Annotated in this window: 16 protein-coding genes and 1 tRNA gene; 12 read left to right on the plus strand and 5 right to left on the minus strand. The window is 61.4% G+C overall.

Annotation, left to right across the window (positions count from 1 at the left end; genetic code table 11):
• Positions 1–14 precede the first annotated feature (14 nt).
• Positions 15–91: transfer RNA gene (locus J5M56_RS19520), tRNA-Ile, on the plus strand.
• 68 nt (positions 92–159) lie between these two features.
• Here the strand turns inward: J5M56_RS19520 and J5M56_RS19525 are convergent.
• A complete protein-coding gene (locus J5M56_RS19525) occupies positions 160–843 on the minus strand; it encodes a CatB-related O-acetyltransferase (protein ID WP_207937571.1) in 684 nt (227 codons plus the stop codon).
• A 238-nt stretch (positions 844–1,081) separates the two neighbouring features.
• Here J5M56_RS19525 and J5M56_RS19530 point away from each other — a divergent pair, with 238 nt between their 5' ends.
• The 10 genes from J5M56_RS19530 (at position 1,082) to J5M56_RS19575 (ending at position 11,739) form a co-directional block, all read left to right on the plus strand.
• Entirely contained in the window at positions 1,082–1,543 is a 462-nt protein-coding gene (locus J5M56_RS19530) for an Lrp/AsnC family transcriptional regulator (protein WP_186478629.1), read from the plus strand.
• 184 nt (positions 1,544–1,727) lie between these two features.
• Complete coding sequence (locus tag J5M56_RS19535) at positions 1,728–3,410, plus strand: NAD(P)/FAD-dependent oxidoreductase (RefSeq protein WP_207937572.1); 1,683 nt, start codon at positions 1,728–1,730, stop codon at positions 3,408–3,410.
• Between the two features lie 13 nt (positions 3,411–3,423).
• Complete coding sequence (locus J5M56_RS19540; RefSeq protein ID WP_207937573.1) at positions 3,424–4,218, plus strand: carbon-nitrogen hydrolase family protein; 795 nt, start codon at positions 3,424–3,426, stop codon at positions 4,216–4,218.
• Positions 4,219–4,281: 63 nt separating this feature from the next.
• A complete protein-coding gene (gene pqqF, locus J5M56_RS19545; RefSeq protein ID WP_207937574.1) occupies positions 4,282–6,561 on the plus strand; it encodes a pyrroloquinoline quinone biosynthesis protein PqqF in 2,280 nt (759 codons plus the stop codon).
• Between the two features lie 168 nt (positions 6,562–6,729).
• Positions 6,730–6,801, plus strand: coding sequence for a pyrroloquinoline quinone precursor peptide PqqA (gene pqqA, locus J5M56_RS19550; protein WP_003243383.1), 72 nt, complete (start codon positions 6,730–6,732; stop codon positions 6,799–6,801).
• A gap of 80 nt (positions 6,802–6,881) precedes the next feature.
• The gene (gene pqqB / locus J5M56_RS19555; RefSeq protein ID WP_060477449.1) at positions 6,882–7,793 is read left to right on the plus strand and encodes a pyrroloquinoline quinone biosynthesis protein PqqB; all 912 of its coding nucleotides are present in this window, start codon (positions 6,882–6,884) and stop codon (positions 7,791–7,793) included.
• 9 nt (positions 7,794–7,802) lie between these two features.
• On the plus strand, positions 7,803–8,558 hold the full coding sequence (pqqC, locus tag J5M56_RS19560; RefSeq protein WP_207937575.1) for a pyrroloquinoline-quinone synthase PqqC: 756 nt from the start codon (positions 7,803–7,805) through the stop codon (positions 8,556–8,558).
• Positions 8,555–8,830 carry a pyrroloquinoline quinone biosynthesis peptide chaperone PqqD gene (pqqD, locus tag J5M56_RS19565; protein WP_060477447.1) on the plus strand — a complete coding sequence of 92 codons (276 nt, stop codon included), beginning with the start codon at positions 8,555–8,557 and terminating at the stop codon, positions 8,828–8,830. The genes pqqC and pqqD overlap by 4 nt, the downstream gene beginning before the upstream one ends.
• Complete coding sequence (pqqE, locus tag J5M56_RS19570; protein WP_207937576.1) at positions 8,802–9,950, plus strand: pyrroloquinoline quinone biosynthesis protein PqqE; 1,149 nt, start codon at positions 8,802–8,804, stop codon at positions 9,948–9,950. The genes pqqD and pqqE overlap by 29 nt, the downstream gene beginning before the upstream one ends.
• On the plus strand, positions 9,916–11,739 hold the full coding sequence (locus J5M56_RS19575) for a S9 family peptidase (RefSeq protein WP_207937577.1): 1,824 nt from the start codon (positions 9,916–9,918) through the stop codon (positions 11,737–11,739). Before pqqE ends, J5M56_RS19575 begins: the two co-directional genes overlap by 35 nt.
• A gap of 39 nt (positions 11,740–11,778) precedes the next feature.
• On the opposite strand, the gene J5M56_RS19580 is transcribed toward J5M56_RS19575, so the two are convergent.
• Positions 11,779–11,937: a YqaE/Pmp3 family membrane protein gene (locus tag J5M56_RS19580; RefSeq protein WP_009681539.1), complete on the minus strand. Its 159-nt coding sequence runs from the start codon at positions 11,935–11,937 to the stop codon at positions 11,779–11,781.
• Between the two features lie 139 nt (positions 11,938–12,076).
• Entirely contained in the window at positions 12,077–13,357 is a 1,281-nt protein-coding gene (locus J5M56_RS19585; RefSeq protein ID WP_207937578.1) for an aminotransferase class III-fold pyridoxal phosphate-dependent enzyme, read from the minus strand.
• A gap of 205 nt (positions 13,358–13,562) precedes the next feature.
• Here J5M56_RS19585 and J5M56_RS19590 point away from each other — a divergent pair, with 205 nt between their 5' ends.
• Positions 13,563–14,486 (plus strand): LysR family transcriptional regulator, encoded by a 924-nt coding sequence (locus tag J5M56_RS19590; protein ID WP_207937579.1) that lies wholly within the window; start codon positions 13,563–13,565, stop codon positions 14,484–14,486.
• 245 nt (positions 14,487–14,731) lie between these two features.
• Here J5M56_RS19590 and J5M56_RS19595 read toward each other — a convergent pair whose 3' ends face one another.
• A complete protein-coding gene (locus tag J5M56_RS19595; protein ID WP_207937580.1) occupies positions 14,732–16,510 on the minus strand; it encodes an acyl-CoA dehydrogenase C-terminal domain-containing protein in 1,779 nt (592 codons plus the stop codon).
• A gap of 134 nt (positions 16,511–16,644) precedes the next feature.
• Positions 16,645–17,011 (minus strand): GGDEF domain-containing protein (locus J5M56_RS19600; RefSeq protein WP_207937581.1); only part of this gene is annotated, 367 nt, incomplete at its 5' end.

Below are 17,011 nucleotides of genomic sequence, written 5' to 3' on the forward strand. Positions count from 1 at the left end.
CCGGCACTTACTGAGGGCCTATAGCTCAGTTGGTTAGAGCAGAGGACTCATAATCCTTTGGTCCACGGTTCGAGTCCGTGTGGGCCCACCAAATACAAAAAGCCGCGCTCTGCGCGGCTTTTTGGTTTTTCAGGGGGCAGCACCCGAACAGCCCAAGATTCAAACCAGCTCTTGGCACCCTCGCCGCGTAATCTGGATTTTCCGATAACCTACCTTTGGAATGCTCTCCAGCGCTTCGAGGCATGCATCCGGATCATCCAAGGGAAGCGCCTTCAGTTGCTCGATGTCACGCTCCCACCACTGCGACGCCAACAGGCGCTCGATCACTTCAGGGGGGAATCGGTAACGGATGACCTTGGCTGGGACGCCAGCAACCACCGCGTAGGGCGGTACATCCTTGGTGACCAACGAACGGGTTGCGATGACGGCACCTGTGCCGACCGACACCCCTTCCATGACCATGGCAGCATGGCCAATCCACACGTCATGGCCGATCGTTGCAAGATCAAAACGAGCGGTGTACTCAAGGCCTGTGTCCGTGTACTGGAAAGGATGTGTGCTTAGCCAGTTCAACGGGTGTGTGTGCTTTTCCTGGCCAAGAACAACACCGGTACTGATCGAACAGAAGCGGCCAATGGAGCCGACTACCTGCAACAGGCATTCGCTGCGGATGTAGGTGTTCGCCCCTACGCTAAGCTCGCGGGTATCGATAGCGACTTCCCCGATGCGTACCCCTTCCTCGATCTTGAGGGTGGACTTGCTACTGAGCTCTGAGACAGCGGTGCTGAACTTCAGCCCGCGACGGCGAATCCAGCGCTTCCAATACCAATCCGTGACCCGCATCACTGCTCCTGAATGTTCAGCATTCAGCCAGACGGTGGCCGAATGTCTGTCATGAAAACCATCGGGCATGGATTCTAACCCGCCCAGCACCACAAAGGGCGCCGCCGTACCCGCAGACTTCGCGCCATGTAAAAGGAGTGAACGAACGCGCTTCGCTGCCTGACTGGCAACTCAAGCTGGGCTTGCCCTGCTGCTATAGCGCTGGATAGGCTAGCGAACCCACCGTAGAGACCCTGCCATGTCGGACGCCCGCCCCATCATTCTCGACGAAATCGACCGCCAGTTGCTCGCCCTGCTGCAGATCAACGCCCGCGAAAGCGTCGCTACCCTGGCTAGGCAACTGGGCATTGCGCGCACCACGGTCAACTCGCGCCTGGAACGTCTGGAGAAGAACAAGGTGATCACCGGCTACGGAGTGCGCCTGGGCCAACGCCTGAGTGGCGGTGGGTTGCAAGCCTATGTGGGCATCAAGGTCCAGCCACGTTCCGGCAAGGAAGTGGTGCGGCGGCTAAGCGCCATGGGGCAAGTGCAACAACTGTGTGCGGTGAGCGGCGAATTCGATTACGTAGCCTGGCTGCGCAGCGATTCGCCAGAGCAACTGGACCAACTGCTGGACCAGATTGGCAGCGTCGAGGGCGTGGAGAAAACCACCACATCGATCATCCTCAGCAGCAAGGTCGATCGCGGGCAGCCGGTTTGACTTTGGCATTGCACAAGCCGAAGCCATCGAAATAGTCAATGCACCCGTCTAAATGACAGATAAACATGCATTCCGACGACGTTATGCATCTTAATAACGAGCACCACCCTTCATAAAATGACCCACAGCCATCTCCTATACTCAGGCTCCGCCCCACGCGCAGCCGCTCTGGCAAGGTCCATTCATGAACAAGAAAAACCGCCACCCCGCCGACGGCAAAAAACCCATCACCATTTTCGGCCCAGACTTCCCGTTCGGCTTCGATGACTGGCTAGAACACCCGGCCGGCCTGGGCACTATTCCAGCCGAGCGCCACGGCGAAGAAGTCGCGATCGTCGGCGCAGGCATCGCAGGCCTGGTCGCCGCTTACGAATTGATGAAGCTCGGGCTCAAGCCGGTTGTGTATGAGGCCTCGAAACTCGGAGGGCGCTTGCGCTCGCAAGCCTTCAACGGCACCGATGGCATCATCGCTGAACTGGGCGGCATGCGCTTTCCAGTCTCGTCCACCGCCTTCTACCATTACGTCGACAAGCTCGGCCTGCAAACCAAACCCTTCCCCAACCCGCTGACCTCAGCCTCGGGCAGTACGGTGATCGACCTTGAAGGCCAGACGTACTACGCCGAAAAGGCCAGCGACTTGCCCAAGCTGTTCCATGAGGTCGCCGATGCCTGGGCTGATGCGCTGGAAAGCGGTGCACAGTTTGCCGACATCCAGCAGGCGATCCGCGAGCGGGACGTACCTCGGCTCAAAGCCCTGTGGAACAAGCTGGTGCCGCTGTGGGACGACCGCACGTTCTACGATTTCGTCGCCACTTCGCGCTCGTTTGCCCAGTTGAGTTTCCAGCACCGCGAAGTGTTCGGCCAGGTCGGTTTCGGCACCGGGGGCTGGGATTCGGACTTCCCCAACTCCATGCTGGAGATTTTCCGCGTGGTGATGACCAATTGCGACGACCATCAGCACCTGATCGTAGGGGGTGTAGAGCAGGTGCCACAAGGTATCTGGCGCCATGTGCCGGAGCGCTGCGCCCATTGGCCAGAAGGCACCAGCTTGAGTTCTTTGCATGGCGGCGCACCACGCTCAGGAGTAAAACGCATAGCACGGGCCGCCGACGGGCGCTTGGCCGTCACCGACAATTGGGGTGACACACGCCATTACGGTGCGGTGCTCGCCACCTGCCAGAGCTGGCTGCTGACTACCCAGATCGACTGTGAAGAGTCGCTGTTCTCGCAAAAAATGTGGATGGCCTTGGACCGCACCCGTTACATGCAGTCGTCGAAAACCTTCGTCATGGTCGACCGGCCGTTCTGGAAGGATAAAGACCCGCAGACCGGCCGCGACCTGATGAGCATGACATTGACCGACCGCCTGACCCGCGGCACCTATCTGTTCGACAACGGTGACGACAAGCCGGGCGTGATTTGCCTGTCCTACGCGTGGATGAGCGACGCTTTGAAGATGTTGCCGCATCCGGTTGAGAAGCGCGTGCAGCTTGCCCTGGATGCACTGAAGAAGATCTATCCGAAAACCGATATTGCCGGGCATATCATCGGCGACCCGATCACCATTTCCTGGGAGGCCGACCCGCACTTCCTCGGCGCTTTCAAAGGCGCGCTGCCGGGCCACTACCGCTATAACCAGCGCATGTACGCACACTTCATGCAGCAAGACATGCCCGCCGAACACAAGGGCATATTCATCGCTGGCGACGACGTGTCCTGGACCCCGGCCTGGGTCGAGGGCGCGGTGCAGACATCGCTCAACGCGGTGTGGGGTATCATGAACCACTTCGGTGGCCATACACACCCAGAAAACCCAGGCCCTGGCGACGTGTTCGACCAGATCGGCCCCATCGCCCTGGCTGACTAACCAAGGAGGCAACATGCGCATCGCTCTGTTTCAGGGTACCCCCAGCCCGTTGGATGTACCCGGTAACCTGCAACGCCTGCGCCACCAGGCGCACCTGGCGGCCGAGCGAGGCGCACAGTTGCTGGTGTGCCCGGAGATGTTCCTGAGCGGCTACAACATCGGCCTGGCCCAGGCAGAACGGCTGGCCGAAGCCGAAGATGGCCCTTCGGCCATGGAGGTGGTGGAGATCGCTCAGGCGCACCGCATCGCCATCGTTTACGGCTATCCCGAGCGCGCCGAGGACGGGGCGATCTACAACAGTGTGCAGTTGATCGACGCCCATGGCAGCAGCCTGTGCAATTACCGCAAGACTCACCTGTTCGGCGAGCTGGATCGGGCGATGTTCAGCGCAGGTGCCGATCACTTCCCGGTGGTGGAGCTGCAAGGCTGGAAGCTCGGCCTGCTGATCTGCTATGACATCGAATTCCCGGAAAACGCCCGGCGCCTGGCGCTGGCGGGGGCCGAGCTGATCCTTGTGCCGACCGCTAACATGGTGCCGTACGACTTCGTCTGCCAGGTGACCGTGCGCTCGCGGGCGCAGGAGAACCAGTGCTACTTGGTGTACGCCAACTATTGCGGCGCTGAGGACGAGATCCAGTACTGCGGGCAAAGCAGCATCATCGGGCCGGACGGCAGTTTGCTGGCCATGGCCGGGCGCGACGAGTGCCTTTTGCTGGCAGACCTGGAACACGACCGCCTGATGCGAGCACGCGAAGCATTCCCCTATCTGACCGATCTGCGTCAAGAGTTGAATTGGCGTAGAGGCTGAGGGGTCGCCACCGCGCCCAGTCGCGGATGAGCCCGCATTCATCAATGGATACCTGTGGTTAGCATGAGCGACACCAACAGCCACGTCACGCTGGCCAACGGCCTGCAGCTGACAATACGCCATGCGCCACATCTCAAGCGCTCGGCTGCAGCCCTGCGCGTGCACGCCGGCAGCCATGATGCTGCGCCCCAGTGGCCTGGCCTGGCGCACTTTCTTGAACACCTGTTCTTCCTGGGTACAGCGCGCTTCCCACTGGAAGATGGGCTTATGCGCTACGTTCAGGCCTTGGGCGGCCAAGTCAATGCCAGTACCCGTGAACGCACCACCGACTTTTTTTTCGAAGTCCCGCCTGCCGCCTTGGCCGGGGGGCTGGAGCGTCTGTGCCAGATGCTTGCCGAACCTGACCTTGGCATCGAGCGCCAACGGCGCGAGCGTGAGGTGATCCACGCCGAATTCATCGCCTGGTCGCGCAACCCTCAGGCTCAACAGCAGTTTGCTCTGCTGCAATCAGTAACGGGCAATCACCCGCTCAGCGCTTTTCATGCCGGTAACCGTTATTCCCTCCCACTGCAGAGCAGTGCTTTCCAGGATGCCCTGGTGGGGTTTCACCAACGCTTCTATCACGCCGGCCAGATCACCCTGAGCCTCTGCGGGCCACAGCCGCTGGATGAACTGGAACGACTCGGCAGACGATTGGCGGGCGTCTTCAAACGGGCGGCCGCGGTACCCCAACCTTTGCCGCCGGCTTTGGCCAGTGACGAACCGCTACTGTTCGCCCATCAGGGCCTGCCGACGGGGGCAGAACGGGCGTTGGCACTGCTGATGGCCAACCTCAGCGACAACCGCCCCGGCAGTTGGCTGGGTGAACTGCAGCGCCGGGGATGGCTCAAGGAGTGCAAAGTCGAGCAGCTGTATGCTTTCGCCGGGCAACTGCTCTGGCACATCGATTTGAAGCTCAACCCCTGTGCCGATAGCAGCGAGGTACTGAAGCTGTTGCACGGCTGGTTCAGCTATATTCGCCAAGCATCGCCCACAACGCTCAACCAGGCGTTCGGACTTTTGCAGCAGCGTCGCCAGCGCAGTGCCGGCGCCTTGGCGCTGGCCCGCGCAGACAGCGCCGCGCAGCCATTTGCGGCACTGGACAGCCAAGGGCTCACCGCACTTGCGGCGCTGCTCGAGCAATTGCCACAACGCGCCTACCACCCATGGCAGTTGCCCGAGCCTGACCCCTTGTTGCTCGACGAGATGCCCGCTCATCAGGCAGTAGCGCTGCCGCCTTCACTCAGTGTCAGCCGCCTGTTGCCGCCAACCCGGCACCATGCAGCGCTGTTTCTGCGTTGGCACATAGCATCACCCTCGCGTCGGCCTCTTCAGCGGGGACTTGAACGTGCCTTGCAACCTTTACAGATGCGCTGCGAGCAGGCCGGCGTGCAATTGCAATTCAGTGGGGCCGGTGACTACTGGCAATTGCGCTGTGCTGGGCACCCAGCAGCGGTGGTACGCGCCACCGCCCAGGCCCTGACGAGCTTGCAGGCACCTTGCGACTGGCCGTCCCCTGCACCTGAAGCCCCCGCCCTGATACCTATCAGAGCCTTGATCGGTCAGTTGCCGGATGCCGTACTCGGCTCACGCGCAGAACCCCAGGCGCACTGCGCGGCTGACCAAACGCAGCTCGACGACGCCTGGCAGCACAGCCGCTGGCACGGCCTGGCCGTAGGCTTCGATACAGATGCGTTGCAGGCTCTGGGTGCATTGCTGCAAAGCTGCCCTGGCCAAGGTGTGTCGCCTTCACCTGCGGCCCGCTGGGCTGGCCGCCGCTGGCAGCGGGCCAATGTGCCTGGCAGTGAAAATGCCCTTCTGCTGTTTTGCCCCGTGCCTGACGGGCAGCAAGGCTGCGGCCGCCTACTGGCCCAGAGCCTGCAGGGGCCGGTGTATCAACGCCTGCGGGTCGAGTTGCAATTAGGCTACGCGGTATTCAGTACCTTTCGTCAGATCGAGGGCGTAGGTGGCCTGCTATTCGGCGTGCAGTCGCCACATGCCAGCCAGGCAGAAATCCTCGGCCACCTGCACGCGCTTCTACGCAATGGTGTGACACTGGACGAGCATGCGCGCAAAGCCCTGGCCGAGCAGTTCGACGAACCCGCCATGGCCAACGCCGATGTAGCCGAATGGGCATGGCAAGCACGATTGGCCGCTGAACCTGACGATTTGAGGGGTTTGAAACGGGCTATTCTGGACGTGCGACAAGCGGATCTGTATGGTCTGCTTCGCCAGTTGCTCGCTGAAGATCACGCTTGGCTTTGCGTGGCCAATGCCGCAGCGCCGGACAGCTCCTGGAAGTGATCCAGGGCGGATTATTACGTTTGCTGCAAGGGCGCTTATCAAACAATTAACCTTTCGGTACAAAAATTTCTTGTAAGATAACGCTATCTCAGTCAGCGGAACCTCTTACTCGAATCAGCACTCGAGTAGTAGTGAAGCAAACACAACCCATCCGGAAGGAGAACGCCCATGTGGACCAAACCAGCTTACACTGACCTGCGTATCGGCTTCGAAGTGACCATGTACTTCGCCAACCGCTAAGCCTTGCTGTGCGGCATGACGCCTCGGCCCGCCGGGGCGTCGTCGTTTTTCGGATACGGCTTTTCGCAGAAGGAGTGGCCATGTACATCCAGATTCTCGGTTCCGCCGCCGGCGGGGGTTTCCCGCAGTGGAACTGCAACTGCGTGAACTGCAAGGGCTTTCGCGATGGTAGCCTGCGCGCCACGGCACGCACCCAGTCGTCCATTGCCTTGTCCGACGACGGTGAGCACTGGATCCTGTGCAACGCTTCGCCCGACATTCGCGCCCAACTGCAGGCCTTCGCGCCCATGCAGCCTGCGCGCGCACTGCGCGATACCGGCATCAACGCTATCGTCCTGCTCGACAGCCAGATCGACCACACCACCGGCCTGCTCAGCCTGCGCGAAGGCTGCCCGCACCAGGTCTGGTGCACGGACATGGTCCACCAAGACCTGACCACCGGCTTCCCGCTGTTCAACATGCTCAGCCACTGGAACGGCGGACTGCAGTGGAATCGCATCGAGCTTGAGGGCAGCTTCGTCATCGACGCCTGCCCAAACCTCAGATTCACACCGTTCCCCCTGCGCAGCGCAGCGCCGCCCTACTCGCCGCACCGCTTCGACCCGCACCCGGGCGACAACCTTGGCCTGCTGGTCGAAGATTCCCGCACAGGGGGCAAGCTGTTCTACGCACCCGGCCTCGGCCAGGTCGACGCCAAACTGCTGCAGATGATGCACAGTGCCGACTGCCTGCTGGTCGACGGCACGCTGTGGGAGGATGATGAAATGCAGCGGCGCGGTGTCGGCACCCGCACCGGCCGCGAGATGGGCCACCTGGCGCAGAACGGCCCCGGCGGCATGCTCGAAGTGCTCGACGGCTTCCCACGCCAACGTAAGGTGCTCATCCACATCAACAACACCAACCCAATCCTTGATGAAGACTCACCCGAGCGCGCCGAGGTCCAGCGTCGTGGGGTGGAAGTCGCCTTCGACGGCATGAGCATCGAGTTGTAAGGAGGCCCCGTGATCGACGCACTGCCATTGTCACCTGCCGAATTCGAACAGGCCCTGCGCGCCAAGGGCGCGTACTACCACATTCACCACCCCTACCATGTGGCGATGTATCAAGGCCGCGCCAGCCGGGAGCAGATTCAAGGCTGGGTGGCCAACCGCTTCTACTACCAAGTCAACATCCCGATGAAGGATGCCGCGATCCTGGCCAACTGCCCGGATCGCGAAGTGCGCCGTGAGTGGATCCAGCGCCTGCTCGACCACGACGGCGCACCGGGTGAAGATGGCGGTATCGAAGCCTGGCTACGCTTGGGTCAAGCAGTGGGTCTGGACCCTGATCAGCTGCGCTCACAAGAGCTGGTGCTGCCAGGCGTGCGCTTTGCCGTGGATGCCTACGTCAACTTCGCCCGCCGTGCGAGCTGGCAGGAAGCGGCCAGCAGCTCGTTGACCGAACTGTTCGCCCCGCAGATCCACCAATCGCGCCTGGACAGCTGGCCGCAACACTACCCGTGGATCGACCCGGCCGGTTACGAGTATTTCCGCACCCGCCTGGGCCAGGCCCGACGCGATGTGGAACATGGCCTGGCGATCACCCTGCAGCACTACACCACCCGCGCGGGCCAGGAGCGCATGCTGGAGATCCTGCAATTCAAGCTGGATATCCTCTGGAGCATGCTCGATGCCATGAGCATGGCCTACGAGCTGAACCGTCCGCCTTACCACACCGTCACCCAGCAACGGGTCTGGCACAAAGGGATAGCCCTATGAGCTTGCAACGTAACCAAGTGCCAAACTGGCGCCCTGGCTACCGCTTCCAGTACGAACCGGCGCAGAAAGGCCACGTGCTCTTGTACCCAGAGGGCATGATCAAGCTCAACGAAAGCGCCAGCCTGATCGGTGGGTTGATCGACGGCAAGCGTGATGTGGCGGCGATCATCGCCGAACTCGAACAGCAATTTCCTGGTGTGCCCGAGGTCGCTGACGACATTGAGCAATTCATGGAGGTGGCCCGTGCCGAACACTGGATCACCCTCGCCTGAAGTGCCGGTCGGCCTGCCGCTGTGGCTGCTGGCCGAGCTCACCTACCGTTGCCCGCTGCAGTGCCCGTATTGCTCCAACCCGCTGGACTTCGCCGCCCAGGGCCAGGAGCTGAGCACTGCGCAATGGTTCAAGGTGATGGCCGAGGCCCGCGAGATGGGCGCTGCGCAAATCGGTTTCTCCGGTGGCGAACCGCTGGTGCGCCAGGACCTTGCAGAGCTTATCGGTGAGGCCCGCCAACTGGGCTATTACACCAACCTGATCACCTCGGGCATTGGCCTGACCGAAACGCGTATCGCCGCTTTCAAGCAAGCCGGCCTGGACCATATCCAGATCAGCTTCCAAGCCAGTGACGAGCAGGTCAACAACTTGCTCGCCGGCTCGAAAAAAGCCTTCGCTCAGAAGCTGGAAATGGCCCGTGCAGTGAAGGCCCACGGCTACCCGATGGTGCTCAACTTCGTTACCCACCGGCACAACATCGACAAAATCGACCGCATCATCGAGCTGTGCATTGCGCTTGAGGCAGACTTCGTCGAGCTTGCCACCTGCCAATTCTATGGCTGGGCCCATCTCAACCGTCTGGGCCTGCTGCCCACTCGTGCGCAGCTTGAGCGCGCCGAACGTATCACCAACGAATACCGGGCCAAGCTCAAAGCCCAGGGCAACCCTTGCAAGCTGATCTTCGTGACCCCGGATTACTATGAAGAGCGACCCAAGGCTTGCATGAACGGCTGGGGCAGCCTGTTCCTGACCATCACGCCCGACGGCACCGCCCTGCCCTGCCACGGCGCGCGCCAGTTGCCGGTGCAGTTCCCCAATGTGCGCGACCACGACCTGCATCACATCTGGTACGACTCGTTCGGCTTCAATCGCTTCCGTGGATACGACTGGATGCCCGAGCCTTGCCGTTCGTGCGACGAGAAGGAAAAGGACTTCGGCGGCTGCCGCTGCCAAGCCTTCATGCTCACAGGCGATGCCAGCAATGCCGACCCGGTGTGCGCCAAGTCGGCCGACCACGGCATCATCCTCAAGGCTCGCGAAGAGGCAGAAACTGCCCAACTCGCCATCGAAGAGATGACTTTCCGCAATGAGCGCAATTCCCGTGTCATCGCCCGCGGCTGATTTCAGTGCCGCCCAGGCTGTCGCCGCTGGCACCGACTTCGCAGACCTCAAGGTCAATGAACAGGGCCTGTTCTGGAACGAGTTCCGCCCAACCGATGGCGCCTGCCGCATCTGGCACTGGCGTGACCACCAGGCGCGGTGCCTGACGCCTGATGGCTTCAGCGTGCGCAGCCGCGTGTACGAGTATGGTGGCGGCAGCTTTTGCCTGGGCGGCGACGGCCTGCTGTTCGTCAACGAAAAGGACCAGCAGGTGTACACCCAGAGCCTTGCGGGTACTGCACCACGGCCCCTGAGTAACGAAGACGCCTGTCGTTATGGTGATCTGCAGTGGCACAACGGCCAGGTATTGGCCGTTGAGGAGCGCCATGGCCAACAGGTTGAGCATCGCCTGGTGGCATGGGATGAAACTACCCGCCAAGTGCTCGCCGAGGGCGCCGACTTCTACGCCTCACCGACGGTCAGCAGCGACGGCCAGCGCCTGGCGTGGATCGAGTGGGACCGCCCGGCACAACCGTGGACCGTCACCCGGCTGATGTGCAGGCAACGCGACACAACCGGTAACTGGGGCCCCGCGCAGTGCGTTGCCGGCGCAGATGAATCGCTGCAACAACCGCGTTTCGATGCTGACGGGCTGTTGTACTGCCTGTCTGATCGCAATGGTTTCTGGCAGCCCTGGGGCGAGGTCGACGGCAACTGGCAAGCACTTGCCGCTGAGCCGGCGGACCATGCCAGCGCCCCGTGGCAACTGGGCAACAGCACCTGGCTGCCCATCAGCCGCGAGCACTACTTGGCCACTTGGTTCGAAGGCGGCATCGGGCAACTGGGCTTGCGTGATGAACAAGGCCGCTTGGAACGTTTCGCCAGTGCCTACACCCGGTTCCGCCACTTGGCCATGGACGGCGAGTATCTGTATGCCGTCGCCGTTTCGCCGATCAGCCCTGCAGCAGTGATCACCATCAACCGAACCAACCATGAGGTCAGCGTATTGGCTGGCGGCAGCGAGGTGCTGCCCGCCGAGCAGATCAGCCTGCCACAGTCGATCCATTACCCAAGCGGTGATGCATTTGCCCATGGCTTTTTCTACCCGGCCCACGGCATCAAAGGCGCTGCCCCGCTGCTGGTGTTCATCCATGGCGGCCCGACTTCAGCCTGCTACCCCGTGCTCGATCCGCGTATTCAGTACTGGACCCAGCGCGGCTTTGCCGTAGCCGACCTGAATTACCGTGGCAGTAGCGGCTACGGCCGGGCTTACCGCCAGGCGCTGCACCTGCGTTGGGGCCAAAGCGATGTCCAGGACGCCTGCGCCGCCGTCGAGTATTTGGCTCAGAGAGGCCTGATCGATGCTGGCAAAGCGTTCATCCGCGGTGGCAGCGCTGGGGGTTACACCACCTTGTGCGCATTGGCGTTCCACGACGTGTTCAGGGCCGGCGCCAGCCTTTATGGAGTCAGCGACCCAATTGCTTTAGGCCACGCCACGCACAAGTTCGAAGCCGATTATTTGGACTGGCTGATCGGTGACCCGCAACGCGATGCTGAACGTTACCGCCAGCGCACGCCCTTGCTGCATGCCTCACGCATCAATGTGCCGGTGATCTTTTTCCAGGGCGAGCTGGATGCAGTGGTGGTGCCTGAACAGACCCGTTCAATGCTGCAGGCGTTGCAGGCCAATGGCGTCGAAGCCTCGGGGCATTTCTATGCTGGCGAACGGCATGGTTTGCGCAAGGCCGAAAACCTGGCACATGCGCTGGAAGAGGAATGGAAGTTCTATTGCCGCGTACTTGAAGGCTGACAGCCGGCGTGGCGCCGCCTGGCGGCGCCCCCGGCACACTCAGCGCTTGGCGATGATGTAGACCGCATGCACGATGCCTGGGATGTAGCCCAGCAGAGTCAGTAGGATGTTCAGCCAGAATGCCCCGCCAAAACCCACCTGCAAAAACACACCCAGCGGCGGCAGGATAATGGCGATGATGATGCGAATAAAGTCCATGCGGGTTTCTCCTTAAAGGGGTTACACCAAAGACTAGCCGCGCATCCCAGAGGTTCCGCAGGTAAAAAAAACGCCCCGGCCAAATGAAACAGGCACGGGGCGATGCGCAGGAACGCTAGACGGTTCGTTGAATTCGAGATCAGGCAGGTACCTGGCCGCCAGCTTGCTGTTGGGTGTGCAAGCGAGCGAACGCCCGTGCCAGGCGCAGGAGCATTTCATCGATGTTGCCCTTGCTCACCGTCAATGCCGGCGAGAAACGCACCACGTCAGGTTGCGCGGCATTGAGCAGCAAGCCTTCGTGCAGAGCGGCTGCAACCAGCTCTTTGGCGAGGTTGTCCTGCAGTTGCAAGGCCCACAGCAGGCCCTGCCCGCGCACCTGCCCCTGGCCGTAGCGGCCGGCCAGGCGAGCCAGGCCATCGCGCAAATGCCGGCCACTGTCTTGCACCTGCTCGAAGAAGCCCGGCTCCAGCACCGTATCGAGCACCGCCAGGCCGGCGGCGCTCATCAGCGCATTGCCGTGATGGCTACCTTCCAGCTCGCCTGGTTCAGCACAGCAGGCCGTGCCACGGGCCAGCAAAGCGGCCAGTGGAACCCCTGCACCCAAGCCTTTGCCGAGGGTGACGATGTCGGCGCGCACGCCAAAGGTTTGCTCGGCCAGCAACGCGCCGCAGCGGCCGATGCCGGTTTGAACTTCATCGAGAATCAGCAAAATGCCCAGTTCACGGCAGAGCTTTTGCACGCCTTGCAGGTATTCGCGGGTCGCCGGGATAACCCCGGCCTCGCCTTGAATCGGCTCGAGCATGATCGCCACGGTGCGCGAATCGACGGCGGCATGCAGCGCCGCCAGATCATTGAATGGCACCTTGCTGAAGCCGGGCAGACCTGGTTCGCAGCGGTTGCACGCCAGCGGGTCGGAAGCCGAAAGCGCGCCCAGGCTACGGCCGTGGCAGGCCTGGTTGGCGGTGATGATGTGGTAGGCGCCGTTACGGTGCAATTGGCCCCACTTGCGCGCCAGCTTGATCGCACCTTCACAGGCTTCGGCACCGCTGTTGAGCAGGTAGGCCTGGTCGCTGCCAGTGCTCTGGCACAGGCGCTCCACCAACGCTAGCAAGCCATGGCTATGGTAGCCGACCCCTGGATTGATCAAGGCCTGGGCCTGGTTAGACAGGGCCTTCACCAGCGCCGACGGGCTATGCCCAAGGCTGTTGACCGCGCCACCCTGGGTGAAATCCAGGTAAGCGTGCCCTTCGCTGTCCCAAAGCCAGGAACCCTGGCCACGTACGAACACCTGCCGCGCATGTTCGGTACTCGGCATGAGGTAAGTGCGCGCCGGCACTTTTGGATGGGCCTGCGCCACCGGTGCACGCTTGGGCTCAGCAACCGCGGCAGGGGCCGAGCGGCGCAGGTTGAACAAGTTCATCGGGGCTCCAACCAATCACGGAAGCGGCCAGTGTCGCTAAAGCAGCCGGCCTGAATTATTTTGTCGTGCCTATCAAAAGTGTTTTTCAAACGAGGTAACAATACAGCAACCGACTGCTGTAACCCGTTGTAATACGGCGATAGACTAGGCCCCGACAGGCTTTGCGGCCATTTCGTTTTCCCAGCTTTTTCGATAAGTATTTCTTATGGATTTTCGCCAGCTGCGTTACTTCGTCGCGGTGTATGAAGAGGGCCATGTTGGGCGTGCCGCCGAACGCCTGTACCTGTCGCAACCGGCGCTATCGCAACAGATCCGCCAGTTGGAACACAGCCTGGACCTGAGCCTGTTCGAGCGCAGCAACAAACGCTTGTTGCCCACCCTTGCTGCGCACACGCTTTATAACCATGCGTTGCCATTGCTCGATGGCTTGCAGCGAGCCCATGAGGCCATGCGCAACTTCAAAGGCCAGTCACTGCGCACGCTGGCCATCGGCGTCTTGCAAACCGTCAGGCCGAGCCTGATACCGCAACTGCTGGAACGGCTACGCAAAGCCCAGCCGCACCTGGTGGTACAGATCTACGAGTTATCGGGGCTGGAAATCGAACGGCGGCTGCTCAATGGCAACCTGGATATCGGCATCAGCTACCTGCCACCCCGCCAGCCAGGGCTGCATGGCTTGCTGCTGTACGAAGACGAGCTGCAGGTTGTGATACCGGCTACTCATCCGCTGAAGGACTTCAAGAAGGTATCCCTTAAGCAGGCTGCCGAATTGCCCATGCTGATGCTGGGGGAAGAGTTCCAGATCCGTCAGATCTGGAAAGATCAGCTCGCCGCCCAGGGCCGTCGGCCACAGGTACAAGCCGAGATGAACAACATGGCGGGGATCCTCGACAGCTTGGCCCATACGGCGCTGGCGACCATTCTGCCGGGGCGTGCCAAGGACGCCGCCGACGACCAACAAAGTTTGTTATGGAAACCGCTGAGCGAGCCGCGGGTACCGCTCAAGGTCGGCCTGGTTTACCGCGACGCACAGCGCCAGCAGGCGTCGGTGGAGCTGCTGCGCACATTGCTGGAGGAGGAAACCGACCCACGCCAACCGGGCGTATCACCACTGGAGGCGCTTGGCTGAGCATCACGCAGACGAAGAAAACCCCGCCGAAGCGGGGTTCTCTAGACTGTTTCCCTATGACATCCCTATCGTCCCACCTTCCTGGCAGGTAATCCTTCGTTGTCCCTGTTCTGTCCTTTGCGCTTCCTGCGCAACGTCCATGAACAAAGATTAACCGTGGATCCAATCTGACGCCAGTAGCGAAAAGTCACTACGTTGTGTAGGAGAAAGCTTACACGCCGTAGGTTTTTGAAATACTTTCAACCTCAAAACTGTTCTGCATCCAGCAGGTAAAGCGACTCACTGCCTGCCTTCACCGCAGCCACCAATGACTCTACCCGCGGCAACAAGCGCGCGAAGTAGAACTGCGCGGTGCCCAGCTTGGCGGCATAGAACGCCTCGTCACCCTCGGCAGCCTTGGCGGCACGTGCCATCAAGGCCCACATGTAAGCGTAAGCCACATAGCCGAAAGCATGCAGGTACTCAACCGAAGCGGCGCCGATCTCATTCGGGTTAGCTTTGGCCTGCTCCAGTACCCACTCGGTCAGGCCATCGAGCTGATCGAGGCTGGCGCTCAGGGGTTTGGTGAAGGCTTGCAGTTCAGTGCCTGCGCTGGCAACGAACTGGCGGATCTCGTCCGAGAACAGCCTGTAATAGGCGCCACCGCTGGCCACCACCTTGCGCCCCATAAGGTCCAACGCCTGAATACCGTTGGTGCCTTCATAGATCTGGGTGATACGCACATCGCGCACCAGTTGCTCCTGCCCCCATTCACGAATGTAACCATGGCCCCCGAATACCTGCTGGCCATGCACTGTGCATTCCAGGCCAAGGTCGGTTAGAAACGCCTTGGCAACGGGTGTCAGCAGCGCCACCAGTTCTTCGCTGCGTTTGCGCGTTGCCGGGTCTTCGCTGTATTTGGCGCTATCGAGCTGCATGGCGACGTAGGTGGAGAAGGCACGCCCACCTTCGATGAGCGCCTTCATGGTCAACAGCATGCGCCGCACATCCGGGTGTACGATGATCGGGTCGGCAGCCTTGTCTTTGGCCTGTGGCCCGGTTGGCGCACGGCTTTGCAGGCGATCACGGGCGTATTCCACAGCGTTCTGGTAGGAACGCTCGGCCGACGCCAAGCCCTGGATACCCACACCCAGCCGCTCATAGTTCATCATGGTGAACATGGCCGCCAGGCCCTTGTTCGGCTCGCCGACAAGGTAGCCGACCGCTTCATCGAAGTTCATCACGCAGGTGGCCGATGCTTGGATGCCCATCTTGTGCTCGATGGAGCCACAGGTGGCCGGGTTGCGCGCGCCTAGGCTACCGTCGTCATTGACCAGGAACTTGGGCACAAGGAACAGCGAAATACCCTTAGGCCCTGCTGGTGCATCCGGCAGCTTGGCCAGCACCAGATGGATGATGTTCTCGGTCAGGTCGTGCTCGCCGCCGGTGATGAATATCTTGGTACCGCTGACCTTGTAGCTGCCATCGGCCTGGGGCTCGGCCTTGGTGCGAATGATGCCCAGGTCGGTGCCCGCATGGGGTTCGGTCAGGCACATGGAGCCGGCCCAGACACCGGCATACATGTTCGGCAGGTACTTGTGCTTCAGCGCCTCATCGGCATGGGCGTTGATCGACAGGCAGGCACCTGCGGTCAACATCGGGTACAGGCCAAAAGCCAGGCTCGCAGCGTTGACCATTTCTTCGACCTGGGCCGAAACCGCCTTGGGCATGCCCATGCCGCCAAACTGCGGATCGCCGCCCACGCCAACCCAACCGCCTTCGGCGTAGGTATTGTAGGCTTCGATGAAGCCGGCAGGCGTATGCACCGAACCCTGGTCCCAGCGGCAGCCCTCTTCGTCAGCGGCGCGGCTGAGCGGTGCAATGCTCTTGCTGGTGACTTTGCCGGCTTCTTCAAGCACCGCCATGGCGGTGTCCGCATCGACCGCTTCAGCCAGTTCGGGCAACTGCGCCCACTGTTCGGCCACGTTGAAGACTTCATTCAGTACGAAGCGCATGTCGCGCAGGGGCGCTTTATATTCAGCCATGACAACCTCTCGCTGGTCGGTCGGAGCGGCCACAGGGACCGCGGCACGGGGTTGGAACCCGGGGTTGAAACCAGTGTAACCGAACAACTTTTGCGAGACATAGGTTCATCAAGTGACCGTATGGTCAATCATGGTCACGACATCCGCACCGCCCCGCGCTGGGATTGTTGACCATGCACCATGACACAGTTACGACCCGCGCCCTTTGCACTGTAGAGCGCCTGGTCGGCGCACTTGAGTACTTCTTCCGGGTTACGGTGCTCGGCCTGGCGCTCGGCCACGCCGATGCTGATGGTGACCGAGACCGTGCCACCCGCGCTGCCGCTGCGTCGCTGGCGCCCGGCAGTGTCATCCTGCGGACGATTGCTCTGGTCTCGCAAATGCATGGTGTAGTTGGCGATCATTTCACGCACCGCTTCTACATGGGGCACGCACTCTTCAGCCGTCTTGCCAGCGAATACCAAGGCGAACTCTTCCCCCCCGTAACGGTAAGCCCGCCCG

Origin of the sequence: Pseudomonas sp. 51_B, assembly GCF_017491595.1 — a bacterium.
GTDB classification, from domain to species: domain Bacteria; phylum Pseudomonadota; class Gammaproteobacteria; order Pseudomonadales; family Pseudomonadaceae; genus Aquipseudomonas; species Aquipseudomonas promysalinigenes.